This is a genomic window from Micromonospora sp. NPDC005220, from assembly GCF_040607895.1.
Lineage (GTDB): Bacteria > Actinomycetota > Actinomycetes > Mycobacteriales > Micromonosporaceae > Micromonospora.
Genome location: NZ_JBEXHP010000013.1, coordinates 43,171 through 67,319 on the forward strand (window position 1 = coordinate 43,171; position 24,149 = coordinate 67,319).

Sequence of the window (24,149 nt, forward strand, 5' to 3'; positions counted from 1 at the left end):
TGTGGGCCGCACCAGGTACGTCGCGCACTGGTCGAACGGGGATGACCGCCGGCACGGCCGTCCGACATGGAATATCTCATTTCGGTGACAATCGTCCCAAAAGGTGCGTACGGTGCCGGCATGGTCTCTCGCACGTGGCGTAACCTATTGATCACAGCTCTCGGGATGGGCGTGCTCGCCGGTGCCGGTCAGCTCGGCATCGCGTTCAGCGTCGGCATCGTCCAGCTCACCGGCGTCTCCACCGGCGCCACCGTCAACCAGTGGCCCGCCCAGCTCGCCTGGGTGGGCTGGTTCGCGGCACACGCCGCCATAGCCGGCACCGTCGTCACCGCACGCCTGGCCCGCCGGTACGGGGTGCTGGAAAGCACCGGCAGATTGGTGGCCATCGCCGCCGCGGCCGCGCTGGGCGCCACCGTCATCGCGCTGCTCTGCGTCCGGCCGGCTCAGGCCGCCGATCGTTTCTCGGTGGACCCGATCTGGGCCCTCGGCATCTGCACGATCGTCGGCGCGCTGGTCGGCGCGGGTGCCGCGATCGCCGTACTGCTGCAGCCACCGCTGGGCTGGAACATGGCGGCGGTAGGCGGCGCGGTCTGGCTGCTGGCGCTCATCTCGGCCGTCCCGGCGCTCGCGACCGCCGGGCCGTTGCCCGCCGTACGGATCGGCGTGCTGGAGCAGGCCGGGCTCGACACCGACGCGGCACACCGCCAGGCTCTCCTGATACTGCCGACGGTGGCCCTGCTCGTCGGCGCGGCGACCGGCGGGCTGGCCCGTTGGCGCAGGCATCCGCCTCTGGTCAACGGCGCGACCGGCGCGACCGGCGCGGTGCTGATCGCGTTCGCCTACCTGACCGCCGGTCCCGGCGGCGCCGTCGACCGATACCAGATCACGCCGTACTACGGCGCGCTGCTCGCCGTCGCCGCCGGCGTGCTCGGTTCGGCCGCCGCCGCGTTGTTCCGCTGGCCGTTCCTGTCGCGCACCTCCGAAGAGCGGGTCGTCGAGCCGACACACATCCTCCGTCCGTTGTCCGACCCCGCCGTGCCGCAGGCCATGACGGCAGGCACTGGCGCGGCCGGCGAGCCGCAGCCCGTCGACCTGGCCGGCACGGGGACGTTCGTCGGCGTGACGGCAGCGACGCACACGACCGCGGCCGAACCGCCGGGCTACGGTGCGCCGGCCGACTCCGCGACGCGGACCGCCGCACCGGCCGTTACCGCCGCACCGGCCGCATCTGGCGACGTCGCCACACAGCCAACACAGGCCGCACCGGCCGACCTCGCCACACCGGAGACATCGCAACCGGCGCCCGCGACGGCGGCTTACCTTCCCGCGGGACCCGGTGGGGACGGCTCTGGAACGGCGGGGGCCGACAACACCGAACCCGACGGGGCATCCGCCGCCCCGGGGACCGGCCGGATGTACCAGCCGCCGAAGACCGACCGGACTCACGTTCAGGCAGCTCGGCCAGTCGTTCCGGCCCGGCGGATGCCGTCCTCGACCGAGCCCGCTCCAGGCGCCGAGGCAACCCACTCGGCCGGCACGCAAGGCAGCGCCGAACCGGCTCTCCCACCTCGGCACCGGCCGCCCCTGCCCGACCTGGACCAGGCCGCGAACTGGGATGCCCTCGCGAACGCCCGGCGCGCCGGTACCCTGCCCACGGCCGACGCCGCTCAGGCCGGCCGCGTCGGGGCCGTTCCGGCATCCGTTGTCAGGGCGGAACGGACCGGAGTGGGGGCTGGCGGCCGGCTGGGCCTGTTCCGGCGCAACAGATCCCGGGCCGACGCGGACGGCGCGGGCACCCGGCCGGACGGCGAGCCGCTGCCGCGGCAGGACGCGGAGTTTGTCGACTGGGTGAGCCGGCTGGGCAGGCCGGTAGTGGACAGCGAGTCGGCTCAGGAGGGCCCTCACGGGTCACTCCGCTCCGCCAGCCGCCACCACGGCGACATGTAGCGAAGGCAGACTAGCCGCCCTTGACGTGCGGCGCACGTTTGGCGAGCAGGAAGACCGCGACCACCACGAGGGCCAGGGCGAGCGCCTCGCCGAGAAGGGACAACGGGTCGGTGCGGATTGACTCGTCCAACCAGAGCAGCCCGACCAGGATGGCCACCAAGGGGTCGGTGACCGTGATGGCGGCCAGCGCGGGTGCCCCCATCGGGCCGGCCTGGTAGGCATTCTGGCTGAGCAGCACCCCGAACGGGCCGAGCACGGCGATGGCGTACACCTGCCACTGACCGAAGATCATCGCCGGGCTCTTCTCGAGGTGGAACGCCAGGCTGCTGATCAGGCCGGCCGTTACGCCGTAGCAGATGCCGGCCGCGATGGCCAGGGGCAGCGGGCGCCAGCGCCGGTCCAGCCCCAGCGCGGCCACCACGCTCAGTCCCACGCCGACGACCACGGCGACGCAGAGCAGAAACGCCGACGAGAACGATTCGAGTCCCTGACCCTGACCACGGGTCGGCCGGGCAATCACCAGGAACGCGGCGAGCCCGAGCAGGCAGAGAATCGACTCCAGGAGCAACGTGCGGTCGACGCGAACATGCCCGGCCGCGGCGAACAGCAGGATGTACCAGACCAGCCCGGTCACCAACAGTGGCTGCACCAGGATCAGTGGGATCAGGCTCAACGCCACGACTTGCAGGGCGAACGCCGCCGCCGCGAGCACCACTGACCATCGCCAGCCCCGCACGTGGAAGAGAGCCAACAGCAGGCTGGGCCGGCCGGCTGGCGCCGTGGGCACCTGGCGGGAGGCGCGGAACTGCAGGACGGACGACCCGGCGAACGCTGCCGCGGCACCGAGGGCGACCGGTATCCCGACGGCCATCGCCCACGCCGCGTTCATCGTGCGCCAGTCGGACCGCTCACCTGGGCCGCCTCCTCCAGCATGGGTCGTCACCTGTCCGTCCGCCCGGACGCAGCAGCAACCCGACCGGATCGGGGCCGTTGGCTCGGCCGCGTTTCCGGCGGCTCGGGGTTCCCTGTTCGAACTGGTTCAAACGGGTCGTCCGGTGCCCGTTCGTCGAGGCACGGGAATCAGCGCGGTTACGCCGAACGGCCGTAATTGGCTCGTTAAGCTGACGATCGTCTCGAAAGGGGCGGCGCCCCTTTTGCCGCGTACCGCCTGGGAGCGCCCACATGTCAGCGACCGCGTCCGCGCGTCCCGGTTCAACACCGGTCGTGGATCGTCTGTTCGCGCTGCGGCGGCTGCGGCTCGGCGTGTCGGGCGAGCGCGACCGCCCCGGCGACGGCCAGCGCGAACCCCACCGCCGCCACGGGAACGGACCCGGGCCGTACCCCATCACCGAGCAGCAGCCAGCCGGCCGCCGCCGGGGCCACGGTCTGCCCGAGGATTGTCGATGCGGAGGCCACGGTGACCGTGCCGCGTTGCAGGGCTGTGGCGTAGAGCAGCAGGCCGGTCAGCCCCGCCAGCACCACGGCGTACGTCGCCGGGCTGGCCAGCAGATCGCCGACCGTGCCGGCCGCGCCGATCAGCCGGGCGCCGAGCGCCGCGCAGCCGAACGACAGCCCGGCGAGGAGACCCGGCACGGCCGGCCCGGACATTCGCGGACTACCCAGGTACGCCACGACGGCCAGGGCGAGCACCGCCGCGAGCAGCCACCAGCCAGCCGACCCCGGCACCTCGCGGGGTGGCCGACTGGTTACCGTGATCACCAGGAGCACCAGACCGACCACCACCGCACCGATCGCCGCCCAGTCCCGGGCGCTGAGCCGGATCCGCAGCACGAGCAGGGCGATGAGAGCGACCATCCCGAGGTTGGCCGCCTGCACCGCCTGCACGGCGAAGAGCGGCGTGGTCCGCAGCGCGGTGAAGGTGAGCAGCGAGGACGCACCGTCCAGCGCCAGACCGGTCGCGTAGAGGCCGTTGCGTACCAACCGCAGCAGCAGGCGCGGGTCGAGGTGCTCGGTGGGCGCCACCCGGCGGGCGCCGATCGACTGCACGATCGCCGCGGTGGCGCTGCACGACGCGGCGATGAACGCGAGCAAGAAGCCGAAGGCCATGAGGCATTCCCGTGGTCCTGGCCGCCGGACGGGACCGCCCGTGGCACCTGCGCATACCCGTCTTCGGCCGGGTATCGCCCCCGCCGCGCGAGCGACCGGTGAAGACGACAGGTCGGCCGGCCCCGCCCGCCGGGTCCGAGCCGACCGAGCGGACAGCCCGACGGGTGCTGATCGTTTCGGCCGACATCGGCGGCGGCCACGACGCCACCGGCCGGGCGCTGCAGGAGCGCGTACACGCGCTCTGGCCCGGGAGCCGAGTCGGGTGGGCGGACACGCTCGACGTCATGGGGCCGGGCGTCGGGCCTGGCTTCCGGCGCACCTACGTCACCAACGTCGCGATGACACCCTGGTTGTACGAGTTCTTCTGGGCCTCGCTCTGGCGGCACCGCTGGTTCGCCACCGCCTCCAAGTGGTTCACCGGTGCCTGGGCGGGCCGCCGGCTCGCGGCGACCATTGAAACCTTCGACCCCGACCTGATCGTCTCGACCTATCCACTGGGCAGTGCCGGGCTGGCCTGGCTCCGCCGGCATCGCGGGCTCGACGTGCCGATGGGCGCGTGGATCTCTGACTTCGCCCCGCACCCCTTCTGGGTCTACCCGCAGCTCGACCTGAACGTCGTGGTGCATCCGTCGGCGCTGCCGGTGGCGGCAGTCGCCGCGCCCGGAACACCGCTCGGCGTTTGCGCCCCGCCGGTACTCGATCGGTTCCATCCCGGCGACCAGGTCGAAGCAGCCCGGCGCTGCGGCCTCGACCCGGAACGGCCACCGGTGGTGGTCGCCTGCGGCTCGTACGGCTTCGGTGCGATGGAGGAGGCGATCGCCGCGCTGGTCGGCATCGGCGACGCGATGCAGGTCGTCGCCGTCTGCGGGCGCAACGAGGCGCTCGCCGACCGGCTGGAGGCGTTGAACACTCCCCCGGGCCGGCTGGTGGTCCGCCGGTGGGTCGACGACATGCCGACCCTGCTGCGGGCCGCTCGACTGCTGGTCACCAACGCCGGCGGGGCCACCGCACTGGAGGCGTGGGCCACCGGCACGCCGGTGGTGATGTACCGGCCCATCGCGGCGCACGGGGCCGCCAACGCGGCACTGATGACCGCCGCAGGGCTCGCCGAGACTGCCCAGGATCCGGCTGCCCTCGTCGCCTGCGTCCGTACCCGGCTGGTCGATCGACCGCCGGCCCGCCTGGTCGAGGTCCCGCCCGGGCCACTCCTGCCGTACCTCGGGCTGCCGGCGCTGGCCGACCGGCGACCGCCGGCAGAGGCGGTGGCGCCGGACGGTGGACGGGCGCCGAACGGCAGGCCGCCGAGTTGGCCGTTGCGCGCGCAGGATGCGTTCTTTCTGCACGTGCAATCGCCCACGGTGGCCCAGCAGATCGGTGCCGTGCTGGATCTGGACCCGCACCCGGACGGCCGGCCGCTCACCCGGGCGGACCTGACCGCGTTGCTGGCCCGGCGGCTGCCCGCGATTGCGACCCTGCGACGCCGCCTGGTGTCGCGGGGCCGGTGGCGCCGGCCCGGTTGGGTCGTCGACCGGCACGTCGAAGCCGGCGCGCATCTCGACGAGGTCCGGGTCGGGCCCGACGACGACGGCGCTGCCGTGGTGGACCGGTTCTGGTCACAGCCGCTGGCCATCGACCGCCCGCCATGGCGGATGCTGCTGGTCAGCGGCCTTCCCGACGGCCGTACCCGGGTCGCGGTCAAGCTGCATCACTGCCTCGGGGACGGGCTCTCCGCGATCGGCGTCCTGCACCGCCTGATGGACGCGGCCGGCGACCGGACCCCACCGCGGAAATCTGCGCCCGACGCCGTTGCTTCGACGCGGGCTGCGGCCGACCACCGGGCCGACGCGGCTGTGGACGCGGAACGTGCACCGGCCCGGCGGGGCCGTCCGGGCGATCGGACCCGGGAGGTGGCTCGGCAGGCCCGGCTCACCGCGCGTGGGTTGATCCGTCTCGCCACGCAGGGGCGCGCGCCTGCCAGCCCGCTCAACCAACCCCTCAGCTCGCCGCGTCGGCGGTTGGTCACCGCGAGCCTGCCCGCCGCCGATGTGCTTCGCGCGGCCCGGGCCTGCGGCGCGCACACCAGCGAACTGATGGTGGCCCTCACCGCCGGAGCGCTGGGCGCGGTCCATCCGGCGCCGGCGCCCCGACGGCTGCGGGCGATGTTCGCGGTCTCCGTCAGCCCACGGCGGCGGGCGGCCACCCACGGCAACTGGACCGGCGCGGTCAGCCTCGACCTCCCGCTGGAGCGGGCGGGGACCCGCGATCGGGTCCGCGCCGTACGTGAGTCGCTGCGCGCCGCGCTCGCCAGCGGAGAGGCCGAGGCCGCCGGCCTGGTGATGCGGGCGATGGGCGCGCTCCCCGCGCCGCTGCACGCGGCGGCGGCCCGGCGCGTCTACACCAGCCGGAACCTCAACGTCATCGTCTCCTACCTGCCGGCACCGTTTCGGACACACCGGCTGGCCGGCGCGTCGGTGCGAACGGCCACCCCGGTGGTCGCCCTGGCCGACGGGGTACCGGTGGGCATCGGCGTGCTGCGGTGCGGCCTCGCCTTCGAGATCGGCGTACTGATGGACGAGTCGCTCGCCGACCGCGGCACCGCCTTCGTGGCCGCGCTCCGCGCCGACCTGGCCGAGCTGCTCTCCGACGTCGCCGTGGCCCCGGGCGGGAACGACGGCGAGGCAGCCGTGGGCGACGGCGACGCGGGGGCTGACGTCGCGGTGTCCGCCGGGCCGGCGCCGCCGGGGGTTCGTCGGTGCGCCTGACCGGGTCGGTGGTCCTGGTCACCGGCGCGTCGTCCGGTATCGGGGCGGCGCTGGTACGGCGGCTCACCCGGGCGGGCAGCCACGTCCTCGCGGTCGGCCGGGACCCGAGCCGGCTCGACCGGCTCGCCACCGAGACCGGCGCGATCCCGCTGCGGGCCGACCTGGCCCTGCCCGGGGCCGCCCGGGAGCTGGCCGAGCGGGCGATGGACCGGCACGGCCGGGTGGACGTGTTGGTCAACAACGCCGGCGTCGGCTGGGCGGGACCGTTCGGCTCGATGCCGACCGAGCGCGCCGAGGAGATGCTCGCGGTGAACCTGCGGGCCCCGGTCGAGTTGACCCGGGCGCTGCTGCCCGAGATGTGTCACCGCGGCGGACACCTGGTCTTCGTCGGCTCGATCGCGGGCCGACTGGGGGTGGCCGAGGAGGCCGTCTACGCGGCCAGCAAGGCTGGCCTGGACGCCTTCGCGCGCAGCCTCCAACTGGAATCCGCCTGCCCTCGGGTCGGCGTGACGGTGGTCGTGCCGGGGGTGGTGCAGACAGCGTTCTTCGCCCGTCGGGGCCGGCCGTACCACCGGGACCGGCCCCGCCCGATGCCGGCGGACCGGGTGGCCGAGGCGGTGGCCGACGCGATCGCCGGGAACCGGGCGGAGGTCTACCTGCCGGCCTGGCTGCGGGTGCCGGTGGCGGTGCAGGGCCTGCTGCCGGCGGTGTACCGCCGCCTGGCCAGCCGGTTCGGCTGACCGTCCGAAGTCCCGCGGCCCGGCCGTTCAGTTCATCCGGGCCGCCCGCAGCGACTGACGCAGCGAGGACATGGTGGCCAGCACCGCCGTCGGCTCGTAGCCGCAGTGCGCCATGCAGTTCGCGCAGCGGGGGTCGCGCCCCCGGCCGTAGCTGTCCCAGTCGGTCGAGTCGAGCAGCTCCTGGTAGCTGCTGGCGTAGCCGTCGGCCATCAGGTAACAGGGACGCTGCCAGCCCAGCAGGGAGTACGACGGGATCGCCCACGCGGTGCACGGGAAGTCGACCCGTCCCTCGAGGAAATCCAGGAACAGCGGCGAGTGGTTGAGCCGCCAGCGCGCGCGCCGGCCACCGGCGAATGCTTTGCGGAACAGCTCCCGGGTCTCCGTGACGCCCAGGAAGTGCGCCTGATCCGGCGCCTTCTCATAGGCGTACGCCGGCGAGAGCATCATCTCGTCCACGCGCAGGTCGTCGTTGAGGTAGTTGAGCACCTCGATCACGGTCTGCGGGGTGTCGGTGTTGAAGAACGTGGTGTTGGTGGTGACCCGGAAGCCGCGCCGCTGCGCGGCCCGCACGGCCGCCACCGCCTCGTCGAAGACGCCGTCCTTGCAGACCGACGCGTCGTGCCGTTCCCGCAGCCCGTCGATGTGCACAGTGAAGGCGAAGTACGGCGACGGACGGAACTTGTCGAGTTTCTTGGGCAGCAGCACCGCGTTGGTACAGAGGAACACGAACTTTTTGCGCCGCACGAGTTCGGCGACGAGGGTGTGGATCTCCGGGTGCATGAGCGGCTCGCCACCGGCGATGGAGATCATCGGCGCCGCGCATTCCTCCACGGCGGCCAACGCCTGCTCCACCGGCATCCGACGCTTGAGCAGGCTCGCCGGCTGCTGTATCTTGCCACAGCCCGCGCACTTCAGGTTGCAGGCGAACAGCGGCTCAAGCTCCAGCAGCAGAGGAAATTTCTCCCGCCGGCGCAGCTTCTGCCCGACCAGGTATCGCGCGACCCGCAGGCTCTGACGCATCGGCATACTCACGGCTGACGTACCTCCTTCGGCAGGGTGAAACGCACGTCCTCCACAGCAGCGCTGTGCTCACTCACCTCCCCCGCCCCGAGGGCGGTGAGGGCGGCGATGAGTTCGTCGACCAGCCCCGGGGGCGCCGAAGCGCCCGCGGTCACGCCGACCGTCGCCACCCCGTCCAGCCAGCGCAGGTCCACGCAGCCCACGTCGTCCACCAGATACGCCCGGGACCCGGCGCGCTCTGCCACCTCCACGAGGCGGCGGGAGTTCGAGGAGTTGGCCGAGCCGATCACGAGGACCAGGTCGGCCTGCCCGGCGACGGCGGTGACGGCGCGTTGCCGGTTGGTGGTGGCGTAGCAGATGTCGTCCGAGCCGGGACCGGACAGCGCCGGGAACCGCCGCCGTAGCGCACCGATGATCGCCGCCGCCTCGTCGGTCGCCAGCGTGGTCTGCACCAGGTACGACACCCGCGCCGGATCGTCCACCCGCACCGTCTCGGCAGCGGCCGGGTCGGGCACCAGGCGGATCTGCTCGGGCGCCTCGCCGAGGGTGCCGTCGGTCTCCTCGTGTCCGGGGTGCCCGATCAGCAGCACCGTGTCGCCCCGGCCCACGAACCGGCGCGCCTCGGCGTGCACCTTGGTGACCAGGGGGCAGGTGGCATCGATCACCGGCAGCCGTCGATCGGCCGCCTCCTGGCGTACGGCCGGCGCGACCCCGTGCGCCGAGAAGACGGTGAGCGCCCCGTCGGGAACCTCGTCCAGTTCCTCGACGAAGACCGCGCCCAAGGCCCGCAGGTCGTCCACCACCCGGGCGTTGTGCACGATCTGCTTGCGCACGTAGACCGGTGGTCCGTGCCGGCGCAGCGCCTGCTCCACCACCGCGATCGCCCGTTCGACTCCGGCGCAGAAGGATCGGGGCGAGGCCAGTACGACCCGCTGGACACTCTGCGCCGCCGCCCATTCGGCCAACGCCGCCGCCACCGCCGGCAGCACGCGCAACGCGGTACGGACCCGACGCACGGTGGCTGGCCGGTACAGGGGCCCGGCTGCGGTGTCGGCGACCACCCGGACGCAGGCCGCGGGCGCCGAGACGCCGGCCAGCAGCCACGCCGATTCGAGGTCGGCGACCAGCGCGCCGGTCGCCGCGAGCCGGGCCCGGGTCGCGCCGTCGACCAGCCGGTGGGTGCTGACCACCGGGCCGACATGCACCCGCAGACCACGTCGGCGCAGCGCGCCGACGAGCAGCCCGGCGTCCGGCATGCGCAGTACGCCCGGCGGGCCGTGCGGAGTCAGCGGGTCGACGCGTATCTCGCTGGCCACCACGACATCGCCGGGGGCCAGGCCGAGGGCCAGCCCACCGCCGATGCCGGCGACGGCGACCGGGCCCGTTCCGCTACGCCGGGCGGTGGCGGCCGAGCGGGCGCGCCGCGGTCCGACACCGGTACGGCGCAGCGCCAGTCCCGGTCGGTCGGGCAGGCCACGCCGCAGCGCGGTGACCTCCAGGCGCATGGGCGCGTAGAGCATCCCGTCGGGGCCGTCGGAGCCATCCGGGCCGGTCATCGGGTCACCGTGGCCTCGACACCGGTCTCTCGCGCGTTCAGGACCCGACCGAGCGCGCTGACCGGGAAGACCAGCCGGTACAGCCCGTAGTTGATGTAGAAGTCGCCCGGGAACCCGGTGCCGGTGTACTGCGGCTCGTCCCAGCCGCCGTCCGGGCGCTGGGTGTCGACCAGCCAACCGACGCCGCGACGTGCCGGCTCCCCCGCGCCGTGGCCCGCCGCGTGCAGCGCGAGCAGAGCCCAGGCGGTCTGCGACGCGGTCGACTCGCCTCGGCCGATCCAGGCCGGGTCCCGGTAGGAGCGCATGTCCTCGCCCCACCCACCGTCCGGGTTCTGGTGCGCGAGCAGCCAGTCGACGGCCCGCCGAAGCGCCGGGTGAGCGGGCGGCAGGCCGGCCGCGACCAGGGCCGGCACCGCCGCCCCGGTGCCGTACACGTGGTTGGCGCCCCAGCGGCCGAACCAGGAGCCGTCCGGCTCCTGGGCCCGCAGCAGCCACTGCACGGCGCGGCGCAGCGGCACCGTGTCGGCGAGATTCTCCGCCGCCAGCGCCTCCACGATGTGGGCGGTCACGTCGGCGCTGGGCGGGTCGATGACCTCGCCGAAGTCACAGAACGGCAAATCGCCGACGACCGCACGGGTGTTGTCCGCGTCGAACGCGGCCCAGCCGCCATCGCGGCACTGCATGCCCAACAGCCACCGCGTCGCGCGCAGCACAGCCGGCTCGACCGGTACGCCGGTCCGCCGCAACGCCATGATCACCTCCGCGGTGTCGTCGGTGTCGGCGTACCCATCGTTGTCGAACTCGAAGGCCCAGCCGCCGACCGGCGTGTGCGGCCGGCGGACGGCCCAGTCGCCGCGGACCCGGATCTCCTCGTCGAGCAGCCAACCGCCGGCCCGGACCAGCGCGGGGTGCCCTGCCGGCAGCCCCGCGTCGGAGAGCGCGGTGACGGCGAGCGCGGTGTCCCACACCGGCGACTGGCACGCCTCCAACCGGCGGACCGGCCCGTCCGGGGTCTGCTCCCGCACGGTGAACCGGTCGAGCCCGGCCAGGCCGGCCCGCAGCACCGGATGGTCGAGTGGGTAGCCGAGCAGGTGCAGTGCCATCAGCGAGTAGACCCAGGGCGGCTGGATACCGCCCCAGGAGCCGTCGGCCTCCTGCCGGGCCACCACCCACTCTGCGGCACGCCGCAGAGCGTGCCGGCGGACCGGTCCCCGGGCGATCCGCTCGTAACCGTTGGCGAGCCGGTCGAGCCGGTGCAGCAGTCCGGGCCGCGAGGTGAGCCGGGGCGGCCGCGCCGCCACCGCAGCGGTGTGCAGCTCGTCGACGGCGAACCCGAGCTCCCGCACCGGCCGCAGCGCGCGGACGATCGACAGCGGGACGATGGTCTGCCGGGCCCAGCAGGCGAAGTCGTAGATGTTGAACGGCACCCACGACGGAAGCAGCACCAGCTCGGGCGGAACGGCGGGCAGCCGGGACCACGGCCAGTGGCCGAAGAGGGCCAGCCAGAACCGGGTGAACACCCGGCTGGCCGCGACCCCGCCCTGCGCGCGGACGAAGCGGGCGGCGGCTGCCATGTGCGGCGCCTCCGGCGAGTCGTCGGCCAGTCGCAGCGCCACGTAGGCCTCAATGGTGGTGGAGAGGTCTCCCGGACCACCGTGAAACGTCGCCCAGGACCCGTCCGGCCGCTGCTGGGACCGGATCCACCGAGCCGACTCGCTGGTCCGCTCCGCGGTGCGGATGCCGAGGAACTGCCGGAGCAGCAGGTCCTCGGCGTCCATGGTGACGTTCGTGGCGAGCTCGCCCTTCCACCAGCCGGCCTCGTCCTGCAACCCGAGCAGGTGGTCCCGGGCACGCCGCAGCGCCTGCCAGGCGGCATCGGCCGGATGCGTGCCGGTCGGAGGGCCGAGCGAGACGGACCCGCTGGGCTCCGGAGACAGCAGCTCGGTCATCAACGGTCCCGCCCGGTGATGAAGGCGGCGACGTGGGTCAGCTCGCGGCGTACATCCTCGGGCAGGTTCAGGGCGGCCAGTTCCTCCCGGGCCCGCTCGGTCTCCTGCCGAGCCCGCTCTCTGGTCCACTCGCGCGCGCCGGTCGCCTCGATCAGGTCGCTCGCCCGCGTGACGTCCTCGGCGGACAGCGGCGCTGGGGACCGGTACAGCTCGGCCAGGGCGCGGCCGGCGCTGCCCCCGCTGGTCACCGCACGAACGACCGGGATGCTGCGCTTGCGGGAGCGCAGGTCCGACCCGACCGGTTTGCCGGTGCGCTGCGGATCGCCCCAGATCCCCAGCAGGTCGTCGACGAGTTGGAAGGCCAGACCGAGGTGCAGGCCAAACCGGGACAGCCCGTCGACCAAGGTCTGCGGACCGCCGCAGAGCAGTGCCCCGAGCGCGCACGAACTGGCGAGCAGCGCGGCGGTCTTGTTCCGGGCCATGGTCAGGGATTCGTCGAGAGTGACGTCGTCGCGCCTTTCGAAGCTCAAATCGGACGCCTGCCCGGCGAGTAGCGCCCGGACGTCCACGGCGAGCCGTCGGGCCGCGGGGCACCCGCCGGGCACCTCGACGAGCGCCTCGTACGCCAGCCCGATGAGGGCGTCGCCGGCGAGGATGGCCGGACCGACCCCGAACACGGTCCACGCGGTCGGGCGGTGCCGGCGTTCGGTGTCACCGTCCATCACGTCGTCGTGCAGCAGCGAGAAATTGTGCGCCAACTCGACCGCGGCGGCGGCCGGCACACCGGCCTCGGGCTCGGCGTCGGTGGCCCGAGCCGACAGCAGCGTCAGCATGGGACGCAGCCCCTTGCCCTGCCGGGTGGCGGGTGAGCCGTCGGCGTCCCAGTACCCGAGCTGGTAGCCCGCCACCAGGCGATTGCCGGGGTCCAGGCGGTCGAGGAGCGCGCGGATGGCCGGCTCCACGTGGCTCTGGATCTGGTCAATGCTGCTACTGCCTACAACAGTCATCGTGCGGCCTCCGTGCGGTGTCGGGGCCGGGACACGAGTTGGCGGGCGACGACGTCGGCGGCCTCCCGGCCGCTGCGCACCGCGCCCTCCATCGTGTCCGGCCAGCCGGTGTCGGTCCATGCGCCGGCCAGGACCAGTCCGGGCAGGCGGGTGGTCGGCACCGGCCGGTACGCCCGGGTGCCAGCAGCCTGTCGGAAGGTGGCGCGCGGCTCCCGGGTCACGAACGCGTCGCGCACCGGAGTGCGTCGGGCGGCCGGGAACAGGTCGGCAAGGGCCGCCCGCTGCGTCGCCACCAGCTCGGCAGCGGGACGGTCGATGAGTGCGTCGGCGGCCGACAGGGAGACCACCAGGTGCTGGTCGTCCGCGCCCGGCTCCGACCGGTCGAAGATCCACTGCGCCGGGGACTCCACCGCGGCGGCCATGGTCAGCGTGGTGACCGGCCGTTCATAGCGCAGATGCACGTTGACGATGGGCACCGCTCCCAGCCGGTGCCAGTCGCCGGCGGTGGGCGCGGCGGCCGGCGGCACCAGCGACGCGGCAACCTGGTGCGGCACGGCCACCACGACCGCGTCCGCGGTCAGTTTGCCGTCGTTCAACCCGATCCGGAAACCCGCGGGTTCCGGGTGGATCCAGAGCACCCGGGACCGGGTGTGCACCGCGACGCCGAGCCGGGCGAGCAGCCGCCGGGCCGCGACCGCGTGCAGGTCGACCAGGGGAACCAGGGCCCGGCCGATGTCGCCGGCGTCCGCGTCGTCCAGCAGCCCGGTGCGGAACACCTGGGCGGCGAGCGCCAGCGACGCCTCGCCGGACGGAAGGTTCAGCGCTGCCACGCAGATGAGGTCCCAGAGCCGCCGGCGGCTGCGTTCGCTCTGGCCGTGTTCGACCAGCCAGTCGCCAAAGCTGCGCGCGTCGCTGTCGGGCCGGTCCGGGTCGACCTGCCGCAGCGCCGCGCAGGCGCGCGCCGCGGCGAGCCGCTCACCGGGGCTGAGCAGCCGGTAACCGGCGAGCGCGGGCAGCAGATGCGCCGGTGCCGGTAGCCGGCGACGGGCCAGCAGGTGCGGTGCCCGTCCCGGGAGCAGCACCGGCACCGCGAACCGCGGTTGCAAATCGGTTCCGGCGGAGGTCCCGAGCCTGTCCAACAGGCCCCGGTAGGCGTGGTAGCAGCGAAGGAAGACGTGCTGCCCGGTGTCGACGGTCAGACCGTTACGACGGAAGGAGTAGGTGGCTCCGCCCAGCTCCGTCCGGCTTTCGAGCAGCGTCACCGGCAGGCCGAGGTCGGCGAGTCGGATGGCCGCGGTGATGCCCGCCAGCCCGCCGCCGATCACGCAGACCCCGCCGGTACCGGTCGGCGGGGTTTCCAGCGACCCGGTCATGTCGGCCGCCCGACGAGCGCGCGGGCCGCCACCCAGGCCTTTTCGTGGGCTGAGAGCGACACCCGGCGGTGGGTGACGGCCAGCGGGTCGGCCGCGATGCGCGCAAGCAGCCGCCGGTAGATGCCGGCCATCGCGGCGGTGCACGCCGCGCTGCGCCGGTCCAGCATCGGCAGGAGGCGCAGCCCGATGCCGTACCAGTGGTCGGCCCGGTCAGCCTCGAAACGCACCAGCTCGATGAGCCGCGCGGGCGGGTCGGTGAACCCGCCGTCGTTCAGGTTCAGCGTGCAGCCGAACCGTTCCAGGTCCTCGGCGGGCAGGTAGACGCGCCCGTCGGCCCGGTCCTCCACCAGGTCGCGCAGGATGTTGGTCAGCTGCAACGCCACGCCAAGCGCGTCGGCCAGCGGTGCGGCGCGGCCTGGGTCGCGGGTGCCGAACACGCCGAGGGAGAGTCGGCCGATGGAGCCCGCCACACAGCGGCAGTACCAGTGCAACTCCTCGAAGGTGGCGTACCGCCGGCCGGTCACGTCGGCCGCGCAGCCGTCGATCAGTTCGTCGAACGCCTGCAGCGGTATCGGCATCCGGGTCGCGGCGTGACCCAGCGCGGTGAGGACCGGGTCGCCGCCGGCGTCGCCGGGCAACCGCCGCAGTGCCGCCCGGATCTCCCCCAGCCGCTCCAGCTTCTCCGCCGGCGGCAGATGGCCGTCGCCGATATCGTCGATGCGGCGGGCGGTGGCGTAGATGGCCGAGAGGACGCGGCGTTTCGCCGGGGGCAGCAGCCGGATGCCGTACGCGAAATTGGCGGCCTGACTGCGGGTGATGTGCTCGCAGCGGCGGTAAGCGGCCGCGACGTCCATGGTCACGGTCATCCGGCGCTCCGCACCGTGGCGCTGAGCCAGCGACGGAGGACCCGGCGAGTCCGGGGACGGACGGTCACCCGCAGCGGGTCGTGGTCGGCGTCGGCCAGCGCGTCGAGCGTGGCCCGGCCGCCGGCGATGTAGCCGCCCACTGCCAGCCGGGACCACCCGTGCAGGGCCGCCACCAGCGGAGCGCCGGCATCGAGCCAGGCCCGGGCCCGTTCCGCCTCGAAGCAGATGAGTTCCCGTAGCCGCCGGTCGGCGGTGGGGCTGGCGAGATCGGTCTCGGTGACGCCGAAGCGGCCGAGGTCCTCGGTGGGCAGGTAGACCCGGCCCCGGCGGTAGTCCTCGGCGACGTCCTGGAGGTGTTCGACGAGTTGCAGCGCGGTGCAGATCCGATCGGAGAGCGCGAGCTGCGTCGGCCCGACCTGCCCGAAGACGTGCAGGACCAGCTCCCCGACCGGGTTGGCCGAAAGGGTGCAGTAGTCGACCAGCTGCGCGAACCCCGCGTACCGACTCACGTGCTGGTCGACCCGGTTGGCCTCGACCAGGCGGAGCAGAGGCTCGATCGGCAGCCGGCACTCAGCCACGGTGGGCGCGAGGGCACGCACCACCCGGTCGGTCACCGGCCGGCCGGCATACAGGGCCCGTAGCTCGGTCTCCACCCGGTCGAGGGCGGTGAGCCGGTCGACCCCGGGTGTGAGGGGCTCGTCACCGAGGTCGTCGACGTGGCGTGCGTACCGGTAGACGGCGAACAGGTGACGGCGGTGCCGACGGGGCAGCACCCGCAGCGCGACGGGGAAGTTCTCCTGTGCCCGCGCCTGCTCGATCCGGCGGGTCGTCAGGGCGACGGCGGGTGGACTCATCCAGGGTTGCCTTCCTCTGAGCGTGCGGCCGACGGTGGTCAGGTCATCCGGGCAGTGGGGTCAACCGCGTAGGCGGGCGGGTCCGCGCCCCGGCGAGCGGCGTCCCGGCCGGCGGGCATCGCGCAGCATGCTGCGGATTCAGGTGGCCCGACCGTCGCGGGTGCTGGTGGTGCCACGACCGAAAGAGATCACCTCAAATCATCATGAAATTACCCTAGTCGGTCTTGCACCCCGCACTACTTGAATCGGAGCGAATGCCGGCGTAGCAGGCCCATCTCCGTCAGACGTACGGGCAGATCCGCGACCTGCAAACCCCGAGGCATCGGGGGCTCACCGTCCCGGTGAGCCCCCGATCTGACGATGGTCAGGCCGCGTGCAGGCTGACGTTCGCCGCCCGTAGCAGCCCGACGATCCCCTTCACCGCCGCCAGGCCCTCCTGGTGGGAGCCAGCTTTGATCCGGCCGGACCAGTAGCCGTACCGGTCGGCGAGGGTGCCGATGCCGGCCGACCCGGCCTGGACGACGCACGACCCGAGTGGGTCGTTCGGCGCCTCGGCGGCCGGGGCCGCGGCGCACCCGACGCCGAACTGCTCCTGCTGCGTCAGCGGACTCAGCCCTGAGACGTCACCCTGGCACGGGTCCCAATCCATTTGCTGCTTGCAACTGGAGTAGTTCGCCAACGCCCGCTGATAGGCGTTGAACAGGTGCAACGACCCGCCGTTGTAGCTGTCCTGGCTGCGCGGCAGGCGGTAGTCCGCCGGCAGCGACCGGTCACCGAAGAGCTGACCGTGCAGCACGTCGTCCCGCTCCAGCGCCGACGACCAGCCCAGGTCCGAGAAGATCTGCAGCATCCGTACCGTGTCGGAGACCTTCTTCCCGGCGTCCCACATCTGCTGCGAGACCGACCAACTGCCCGCCGGGGGGCGGTCCACGCCGGTGCCGAGCGCCGCCACCCGGTAGTAGTAGCGCTGTTTGCCGGTCAGCATGGCCTGGGTCTTGGTACGTGCCTGCGCCAGCGCGGCGTCGTTGTCCACCACGACGCCGCTGTTGTCCAGCGCCGCCCGGTACGTCGAGCTCCACTTCCGGCTGATGTAGTAGTCGGGCTCCCGGCAGTAACCGGTCGGCGGGTTGGACCGCTGGTCCCACAGGCAGATGTCGGTCAGGTGCGTCTGCCAGGTGACCGTCCGCACGTCCTGCCAGTCGCCGCCGGACCACTTCGCCTGCTGCCGGACGACCAGCTGCAGATCTCCGTTGGTCTGCTGGTAGCGCGGGCCGTCGTTCACCTCGATGTTGATGAACTGCGCGTCGAGACAGGAGCGCAGCGCCGGCCGGTAGTCCGGCGCCATCGCGTAGTTGGCGAGGTGGTAGACGTTCGGCAGGGCCGAGCGGTTGACCCGACTCGGCGTGGCGAGGTGCGCCGACGCACCGCCGCAGTACGCGATGCCGGGCACGTCCGCGATCCGGCCGGCGGCCGGGATGTCCTGGTCGACGCTGCCCCACATGTTGTAGTCACGGTCACTCTCCACCCAGCGCACCGCCCGGCCGACTTCGTCGAGGGCGGTCTTCCACTGACCCATCGCCGCCCGGTAGTCGGCGACCAGCCGCTGGAACAGCGCGTTGGTGCCACCGTCCGCGGCCGGTGCGCTGAACTGTCGCACCCGACGGTTGACCGCGTCGCCCGCAGCGATCGTGCTCTCCGTCTCGGACGCCGCGACCTGGGCTGCGTACTCCGGGTTCTGCAGTTGCAGGATCAGGTTCGCCCGAGCGCCGAGCAGCCACGCCGACGGGTTCGCCACCCCGGAGGCCGGCTGGTCGCCGGGCGCCGTGGTGAGCGCGATGCCCCGGGAACCCGCCCACTGGGCGAGGTAGTCGATCGCGCCGGCCGGCAGGTAGAGGCCGACCGTGCCCATCGGGTCGGACAGCGACGTGCCGGTCGGGACGACGTACGGCGCCTGCCGGGCGCTGTCGGCCGCGAAGGTACGCGTCGGCGAGTCGGCCTGGTCGAAGTAGGTTGCCGTGGAATCGATCTTCGTACCGGTGCGCGCCTCCCGGTGCACGTACCGGTCGACGCTGGCCTTCAGCGGCTGCTGGGCGATCTGCTCGAAAGCCGCCTGGCTGGCCAGCGCCAGCGTGTCCACCCGCTGATCGAGTACGAGCAGCTGGCCGGCGATCACGGTCAGCTGGGCGCGTACCTCGGCGAGGTCCCGGGACAGCGCGGTCAGTTGGGCGATCAACCCGTCGTACATCGCGCCGAGCATCTTCTCGATCCGGTCGAACCGTTTGTCCATTCCGACGGCCAGCCGGTTGATCTGATCGCGCAGTGCCGCGATCTCACCAGCGGTGGCTCCGTCGGCGCCGCCGCCGGAGGTGAACAGCGGAAGCAGGATCATCGCCGCGCCCACCAGGCCACCGACCAGGGTGAAGGTGGACATCGCCAGCGCCATGGTGGAGATCCCGGCGGCCGAGATCGCCGCGGTGTACGTGGTGATCGCCGAGATGGCGCCGACCACCGCCTTGGCGATCGTCTCGATCTGCTTGCCGAACTGCTTGTCCACCATTCCGGCGAGCTTGCCGAGGACGGTGACGGCCTGGCCGAGCCGCTCGTTGAGCTTGCGGTCGGCCTCCGCCTTCGCCTTGGCCGCCGCCTCGTCCCCGCTGGTCGGCTTCTGCGGCCCGTCGACCGGGAACCGGTCGGACTGGGCCACCACGTCGGTCACCGCGGTCGCGGTCCGCGCGCGCAGCTCCTCCAGCGCCTCGTCGAGCTGCGCCTGGATCTCCGCCCGGTAGGCGTCCTTGTCGTAGCGCTTCGCGGTGATCGCCGACAGGTTGAGGTTCCCGCTCAGGTCAGGCAGCTGTGCGAGCGCGTCCGCCGGGGTGTCGAGGCGTACGCCGAGCCGGGTGCCGACTGCCGTGTTCCACACCTCGGCGAGGACCGGATCGGTGCCGGCCCGCGCGTGCAGCGAACTCCACACCTCGGTCAGGGCACCCCGGGAGAGCATCTCCCACAGGTACTCCTGGGTGCCGCTGCGGACCTGTTCGATCGGCGGCACGATGCCGCCCAACTCCTCCCCGGTGGTGCTGCGCAGCAGCCCCTTGACCGCCGGGCCACCGAGGTAGGCCGCGCCGCTGCCGGCGAGCTTTTCCATCGCCGCGCCCAGCAGGTGCAGCTTCCCGGGTGACTCGTCCGATGCCGGGACGGCCTGCCCGACGAGGGTGGTGACGGTGCTCAGGTGGGCGTCAACCGCGGCGGTGTCAGCCGTCGGGTGGGTACCGCGCCAGTCGCTCAGTTCGGCGGCGAGCACGGCGTCGACCAGGCCCTGGGTGCCGCCGTCACGGACCTGGACGACTGCCGCGAACAGCGAGTGGTGCACCGCCTGCTCGTCGTACGGTACCGGGTCGGCGGCGACCGCCGGCCCGGCCAGCCCGACGACCAGGCTCGCGCCGGTCACGGCCGCGAGCCACCGGCGTGGGTGGCTCAGGCCTCTCGTGGTTCTCATGTGTGTCCTTCCTCCAGCGTCCCTCGGGTACGGGACGAGGTGCGGGTTTCCATGAGGCCGCAGTGGGGTTGGCGCGCCCTTAACGCCGTCTTGGCGGGCTGGTGGTGGGCGGTGGGCGCCGGCTGCGGGAGCAGCGAACGCCGGACGGTGACCGGTTCGAGGAGGGACGCTGGGGCCGGGAGAGGTCCGACCGGTTGATCAGGGACTGTCGGATTGTGGATCTCCAAGCTGGTTGCGGCTCACTAGGGTCGCAGCGTGACGACGATCGGTGTGCTCGGCCGGGTGTGGGCAGTGCGGGACGGCAGCCCGATCGAACTCGGGGCACCGCGGCAGCGCGCGGTGCTGGCCAGGCTCGTCGCCGGCGGCGGTCACGTGGTGTCGGTCGACCGGCTCGTCGAGGACCTCTGGTCGGGAGACCCACCGCCGCGGGCCCAGGCCGCCCTGCAGGTGTACGTGTCGAACCTGCGCCGCGCGTTGGAGCCGGACCGCCCGCCCCGCCATCCCGCCCGGACCCTCGTCACCGCGGCCCCGGGGTACGCACTGCGGCTAGCGACACCGGAGGTGGACGCCTGGCGGTTCGAAGCGGCACTGCGGGCGGCGACGCGGGCCGCCGAGACGCAGCCGCAAGCGGCGGTCGCCGGCCTGGACGAGGCCCTCGCCTGTTGGGGCGGCGCCACGTCGTACGCCGAGTTCGTCGGGGAGCCATGGGCGGACCGGGAGAGCGAGCGGCTGGGCCGGCTGCGGCTGACCGCCGTCGAACAGCGTGCAAAGCTGCTGCTCGACCTGGATCGCGCCGATGAGGTGGTCCTCGACCTCGATCCGCACATCCGGGACCACCCGCTGCGGGAGCAGGCCGCGATGCTGCTCGCGGTTGCGCTGTACCGCCTCGGACGGCAGGCCGATGCCCTCGACGTGCTGCGATCGGTCCGCTCCGCGCTGGTCGACCAGTTGGGCATCGACCCCGGCCCCGAGCTGCGGAGGCTGGAGACGGATCTGCTCCGGCAGGACCCCCGCCTGCGGCCGCCGGCCGCCGGGAGTCCCCGACCGACAGCTGCGGCCGGGCGGACCGACCCGCCGACCGCCGTATCCGGCGCCCCGGCTGTCGTACCTGATCCATCGCCCGCGGCGCGGCCACCGCTGGGCCGCGCGACCGAGCTGACCCGGATGCGTTCGGCGGCCGACCGCGCCATCAGCGCCGGCCTCGGCATCTGCTGGGTCGGCGCCGAGGCGGGGGGTGGGAAGTCGACGCTGGCCCGTCACCTCGCCGGGTTGCTCACCGCCGACGGCTGGATCACAGCGACCGGCACCTGCCCGCAGGTGGAGGGCGCACCACCGGCCTGGGCGTGGCACGAGGTGGTCACCGCCGCCCGCGCGCGGCTCCCACTCGATGAGCCGGAAGCCCGCGGCCTGGCGCTGCTGTTCGACACCGGCGCCGCCACGCCGGCCGGCGCCCGCGGGCAGTACGACGAGTTCCACCTGCGCCAGGCCCTGGGCGCCTACCTGTCAAGGCTGGCCGGCCACGGCCCGCTGCTCGTCGTGATCGAGGACATCCACCGGGCCGACGGTGAGACCCTGCGCATCCTGCGTCACCTCGTCGCCGCCCTCGCCGGCGCGCCCGTGCTGCTGGTGGCGACATACCGCCCCGACGAGGTGACCGACGACCTCGTGGTGGCCCGGGCCGCGCTCGCCGGCGTACCGGCGGTGGAACTGGACCTCGGCGGCCTGGACGACGTGGCCGTCACCGAACTGTTGCGTCGTCACGGAGTCGACACGACCGACACCGAGCTGCTGCGCACCGTCCGGGAGCGCTCGGCGGGTAATCCGCTGTTCACAATCGAGCTGGCCAAACTGATCGCAGCCGAAGGCCCGGGGTCGGCGCTCGACGGCATCCCCGCCGGGCTGGGTCACGTGCTGACCCGCCGGCTGGCACGGCTGCCGGCCGCCGCCCAGGCGGTGCTACGGCACGCCGCCGTCCTGGGGCCGGACGCCGAGGTCGACATCCTGATCGCCGTCGACGGCGGCGCCGAGGACCCGGTTCTCGACGGCCTGGAGGCCGGGGTGACCGCGGGGACTGCTCGTCGAGCCCGAGCCGGGGCGGATCCGATTCGCGCACGCCCTGATGCGGGACGCCCTCTACCACAGCGTCCCGCTGCTGCGGCGTACCAGGATGCACGCTCGAATCCTCACCGTGCTGCGGGAGCAACGGGTCGACGACGTGGCGGCGCTGGGGCGGCACGCGCTCGCCGCCCTCACCCCGGCCACCGCACAGGACGCGATCGGCCACCTGGCCGCTGCCGCCCGCCGGGCCGGTGACCTCGGCGCGCCTCGGGAGGCCGCCGCCCACTGGGCCGGCGCGCTGCGCGCGGCGGACCTCGCCCCAGCGGCTCCCGCCCGGACACGTCTCGACCTGCTCTGCCACCAGGCCACCGCGAGCGCACTCGCCGGTGACGTGTTGACCGCCCGCGCCGCGCGCGCCGACGCGGTGCGGCTGGCCACCGGGATCGGCGACCCGCTGGCCGTCCACTCGGCGCTGACCTGCTTCGACGCCCCGGTGGCCTGGACCATCCGGCCGGACCGTGCCGTCGACGGGCCGCTGGTGCGGCTGTTGGAGCAGGAGCTGTCCCGGGTGGGCGACGACCGCCCCGCACTGCGGTCCCGGCTGCTGAGCACCCTCGCCTTCGAGATCGAGGGCGCCGATCTGCGGCGCGCCGACGAGGTCACCCGGGAAGCCCTCGCGCTGGCCCGCGGGCAGGACGATCCGGGGGTGCTCTGCCGCGCGCTCAACGCCCGCTACTTCGTCACCGTCGCCCCTACGCACCGGGCCGAACTGCCCGAAGTCGGGCGGGAGCTGCTGGCGGTCGCCGAGGCGGCGGGGCTCACCGCGTACCAGTGCGAAGCCCACCACATCCTCTATCAGGCCGCGCTCGCCGAGGCCGACTTCGACCGGGCACGCCATCACGTCGACCGGGCGATCGAGGAGGCCACCACCGGACAGCTCGGCCTGATCCTCGCCGTGATGGGGTGGTTCACCGGCCTGCGTGCTCTCTTCGCCGGGGATCTCGACGAGGCGTCGCGCCGGTACGCGGAGGTCAGCGATCGGATGAGCCGCGTCGGCGGTCCCAACGCGGCAGCGATGGGTCTGATGGGCCGGTTCACCGTGCTGAGCGCGGTCGGGCGCGGGCACGAGGTGATCGAGGAGATCCGGCAGGTGCACGCGCGGGTGCCGGACGACACCCACGACGTGCTGGCCCACGCGCTGCTCTCCGCTGGCGACGCTGCGGCGGCCCGGGCCGTCTGGCGGCCACAGACCCCGATCCGCCCCGACTACCTGTGGCTGTACTGGATGACGCTGCGCGGGCAGGTCGCGGCGCGGCTCGGCGACCGCCCGGCCGCGCTGCGTTGCTACCAGGAGCTGCTGCCGTGGGCCGGGCGTTTCGCCGGACTGGAGTGCGGATCGATCTCGCTCGGCCCGGTGGACCAAACCCTCGCCGAGCTCGCCGCAGCGCTGGGCGACCCGGCCGCCGCCGCGCACCGCGACGCCGGGCTCCGACTGGCCCGCCGGGTCGGCGCCGTGCCATGGAGCGAGGAGTCGGCGTACGTGTCGACGGCGGTGGGATGAACCGGTCGCTGCCGCTCGGGCGGCGTCAACCGCCGAAGACCGTCGCCTCCCGACGGCGGAAGCCCGGTCGCAGCGCCACGAGCATCAGCCGCAGCACCGGCCCAGCGACCTTTTTCAGCTCGTCCAGTTCCTCCGGGTGGGCGTACCGCTCGATCCTGGGCAGTTCGAAGCGGAGCGCACCGCCCTTGCGGACCGCGCGTTCCACGGTGTTCCAGTCGGCCACGCTGACGTACCGCCGGATCACCGGGAAGATCAGCCGCTCCTCCTCTTCGATGTGCTCGTCGAGGACATCGCGCAACTGGGCCACGGTGGCGGCGAGGTGCCCGGCGACGGTGTGCACCCGGCCCGGTTCTCCGGAGGCCGAGGCGAACGCCGCGACCAGGTCGTCCGCCGCCCCCCGCACCTCGTCGAGGACCGGATCGAGCGCCGCGTGGTCGTCGCTGAGCTCCCGCAGGTCGATCTCGGCGCCCGCCGAGCGTTCCAGCACCGGCCAGAGCACCTCGTCCTCCATCTTGTGGTGATGATGGATGCCGTCGCAGAGCAGCTGCAGGTACGTCCGCAAGGCCGTCGCCCGGCGGCGGTCGTACGCGATCTGGCCAGCGGCCACGCGGCTCATCAGCTCGGCGAGCCGTCGAGTGTCGGACCGCATGGTGCGGTGGTTGATCCGGAAGCCGATGAGGTTCGGCTCGGTGTGCGGGGTCGTGGTGCCCATGGTCTCCTCCGGCCGCCCCGTCGGCGGCCTGTTCGGGATGGGTCGGCCATTGGCGGGCCGCCCCGGCGCCGGCTACGGACGGCCGACTCGCTCTCGTGCCCCTCGACTCTCAGGCGGCGCGCCTGGCGTGCACTTGGCGGCGACTTGGCGGGCGTGGCTACAGCCCGGCGGCGTCGAGGCG

At 73.4% G+C, this 24,149-nt stretch carries 15 protein-coding genes; 4 read left to right on the forward strand and 11 right to left on the reverse strand.

What is annotated here, in order from left to right; translation table 11 throughout:
* Positions 1 to 120: 120 nt before the first annotated feature.
* On the forward strand, positions 121 to 1,947 hold the full coding sequence (locus ABZU52_RS08850; RefSeq protein ID WP_354970480.1) for a hypothetical protein: 1,827 nt from the start codon (positions 121 to 123) through the stop codon (positions 1,945 to 1,947).
* 10 nt (positions 1,948 to 1,957) lie between these two features.
* Here the strand turns inward: ABZU52_RS08850 and ABZU52_RS08855 are convergent, their stop codons facing one another.
* On the reverse strand, positions 1,958 to 2,836 hold the full coding sequence (locus ABZU52_RS08855) for a DMT family transporter (RefSeq protein ID WP_354970481.1): 879 nt from the start codon (positions 2,834 to 2,836) through the stop codon (positions 1,958 to 1,960).
* Between the two features lie 323 nt (positions 2,837 to 3,159).
* Complete coding sequence (locus tag ABZU52_RS08860; protein WP_354970482.1) at positions 3,160 to 4,014, reverse strand: hypothetical protein; 855 nt, start codon at positions 4,012 to 4,014, stop codon at positions 3,160 to 3,162.
* Between the two features lie 164 nt (positions 4,015 to 4,178).
* Here ABZU52_RS08860 and ABZU52_RS08865 point away from each other — a divergent pair, with 164 nt between their 5' ends.
* Entirely contained in the window at positions 4,179 to 6,776 is a 2,598-nt protein-coding gene (locus tag ABZU52_RS08865) for a wax ester/triacylglycerol synthase domain-containing protein (RefSeq protein ID WP_354970483.1), read from the forward strand.
* Positions 6,767 to 7,516, forward strand: coding sequence for an SDR family oxidoreductase (locus tag ABZU52_RS08870; RefSeq protein WP_354970484.1), 750 nt, complete (start codon positions 6,767 to 6,769; stop codon positions 7,514 to 7,516). Before ABZU52_RS08865 ends, ABZU52_RS08870 begins: the two co-directional genes overlap by 10 nt.
* 27 nt (positions 7,517 to 7,543) lie before the next feature.
* On the opposite strand, the gene hpnH is transcribed toward ABZU52_RS08870, so the two are convergent.
* From hpnH to ABZU52_RS08910, 8 genes are all read right to left on the reverse strand, one after another.
* Positions 7,544 to 8,542, reverse strand: coding sequence for an adenosyl-hopene transferase HpnH (hpnH, locus tag ABZU52_RS08875; RefSeq protein ID WP_354970544.1), 999 nt, complete (start codon positions 8,540 to 8,542; stop codon positions 7,544 to 7,546).
* A 2-nt stretch (positions 8,543 to 8,544) separates the two neighbouring features.
* On the reverse strand, positions 8,545 to 10,092 hold the full coding sequence (ispH, locus tag ABZU52_RS08880) for a 4-hydroxy-3-methylbut-2-enyl diphosphate reductase (protein ID WP_354970485.1): 1,548 nt from the start codon (positions 10,090 to 10,092) through the stop codon (positions 8,545 to 8,547).
* Positions 10,089 to 12,041, reverse strand: coding sequence for a squalene--hopene cyclase (gene shc / locus ABZU52_RS08885; protein ID WP_354970486.1), 1,953 nt, complete (start codon positions 12,039 to 12,041; stop codon positions 10,089 to 10,091). Before shc ends, ispH begins: the two co-directional genes overlap by 4 nt.
* Entirely contained in the window at positions 12,041 to 13,048 is a 1,008-nt protein-coding gene (locus tag ABZU52_RS08890; protein WP_354970487.1) for a polyprenyl synthetase family protein, read from the reverse strand. The genes shc and ABZU52_RS08890 overlap by 1 nt, the downstream gene beginning before the upstream one ends.
* On the reverse strand, positions 13,045 to 14,421 hold the full coding sequence (hpnE, locus tag ABZU52_RS08895; RefSeq protein WP_354970488.1) for a hydroxysqualene dehydroxylase HpnE: 1,377 nt from the start codon (positions 14,419 to 14,421) through the stop codon (positions 13,045 to 13,047). Before hpnE ends, ABZU52_RS08890 begins: the two co-directional genes overlap by 4 nt.
* The gene (gene hpnD, locus ABZU52_RS08900; RefSeq protein WP_354970489.1) at positions 14,418 to 15,287 is read right to left on the reverse strand and encodes a presqualene diphosphate synthase HpnD; all 870 of its coding nucleotides are present in this window, start codon (positions 15,285 to 15,287) and stop codon (positions 14,418 to 14,420) included. The genes hpnE and hpnD overlap by 4 nt, the downstream gene beginning before the upstream one ends.
* Complete coding sequence (gene hpnC, locus ABZU52_RS08905; protein WP_354970490.1) at positions 15,284 to 16,141, reverse strand: squalene synthase HpnC; 858 nt, start codon at positions 16,139 to 16,141, stop codon at positions 15,284 to 15,286. Before hpnC ends, hpnD begins: the two co-directional genes overlap by 4 nt.
* Before the next feature lie 364 nt (positions 16,142 to 16,505).
* Positions 16,506 to 19,637: a hypothetical protein gene (locus tag ABZU52_RS08910; RefSeq protein WP_354970491.1), complete on the reverse strand. Its 3,132-nt coding sequence runs from the start codon at positions 19,635 to 19,637 to the stop codon at positions 16,506 to 16,508.
* Between the two features lie 255 nt (positions 19,638 to 19,892).
* On the opposite strand from ABZU52_RS08910, the gene ABZU52_RS08915 reads away from it, so the two are divergent.
* Positions 19,893 to 21,950 (forward strand): BTAD domain-containing putative transcriptional regulator, encoded by a 2,058-nt coding sequence (locus tag ABZU52_RS08915; protein ID WP_354970492.1) that lies wholly within the window; start codon positions 19,893 to 19,895, stop codon positions 21,948 to 21,950.
* A 1,331-nt stretch (positions 21,951 to 23,281) separates the two neighbouring features.
* On the opposite strand, the gene ABZU52_RS08920 is transcribed toward ABZU52_RS08915, so the two are convergent.
* A complete protein-coding gene (locus ABZU52_RS08920) occupies positions 23,282 to 23,968 on the reverse strand; it encodes a hemerythrin domain-containing protein (protein WP_354970493.1) in 687 nt (228 codons plus the stop codon).
* Between the last annotated feature and the right edge of the window lie 181 nt (positions 23,969 to 24,149).

Bases quoted from the DNA above. Each gene is read 5' to 3' on its own strand.
- ABZU52_RS08850 (WP_354970480.1), top strand. From the start codon at position 121: ATGGTCTCTCGCACGTGGCGTAACCTATTGATCACAGCTCTCGGGATG.
- ABZU52_RS08855 (WP_354970481.1), bottom strand. From the start codon at position 2,836: ATGAACGCGGCGTGGGCGATGGCCGTCGGGATACCGGTCGCCCTCGGT.
- ABZU52_RS08860 (WP_354970482.1), bottom strand. From the start codon at position 4,014: ATGGCCTTCGGCTTCTTGCTCGCGTTCATCGCCGCGTCGTGCAGCGCC.
- hpnH (WP_354970544.1), bottom strand. From the start codon at position 8,542: ATGCCGATGCGTCAGAGCCTGCGGGTCGCGCGATACCTGGTCGGGCAG.
- ispH (WP_354970485.1), bottom strand. From the start codon at position 10,092: ATGACCGGCCCGGATGGCTCCGACGGCCCCGACGGGATGCTCTACGCG.
- shc (WP_354970486.1), bottom strand. From the start codon at position 12,041: ATGACCGAGCTGCTGTCTCCGGAGCCCAGCGGGTCCGTCTCGCTCGGC.
- ABZU52_RS08890 (WP_354970487.1), bottom strand. From the start codon at position 13,048: ATGACTGTTGTAGGCAGTAGCAGCATTGACCAGATCCAGAGCCACGTG.
- hpnE (WP_354970488.1), bottom strand. From the start codon at position 14,421: ATGACCGGGTCGCTGGAAACCCCGCCGACCGGTACCGGCGGGGTCTGC.
- hpnD (WP_354970489.1), bottom strand. From the start codon at position 15,287: ATGACCGTGACCATGGACGTCGCGGCCGCTTACCGCCGCTGCGAGCAC.
- hpnC (WP_354970490.1), bottom strand. From the start codon at position 16,141: ATGAGTCCACCCGCCGTCGCCCTGACGACCCGCCGGATCGAGCAGGCG.
- ABZU52_RS08910 (WP_354970491.1), bottom strand. From the start codon at position 19,637: ATGAGAACCACGAGAGGCCTGAGCCACCCACGCCGGTGGCTCGCGGCC.
- ABZU52_RS08920 (WP_354970493.1), bottom strand. From the start codon at position 23,968: ATGGGCACCACGACCCCGCACACCGAGCCGAACCTCATCGGCTTCCGG.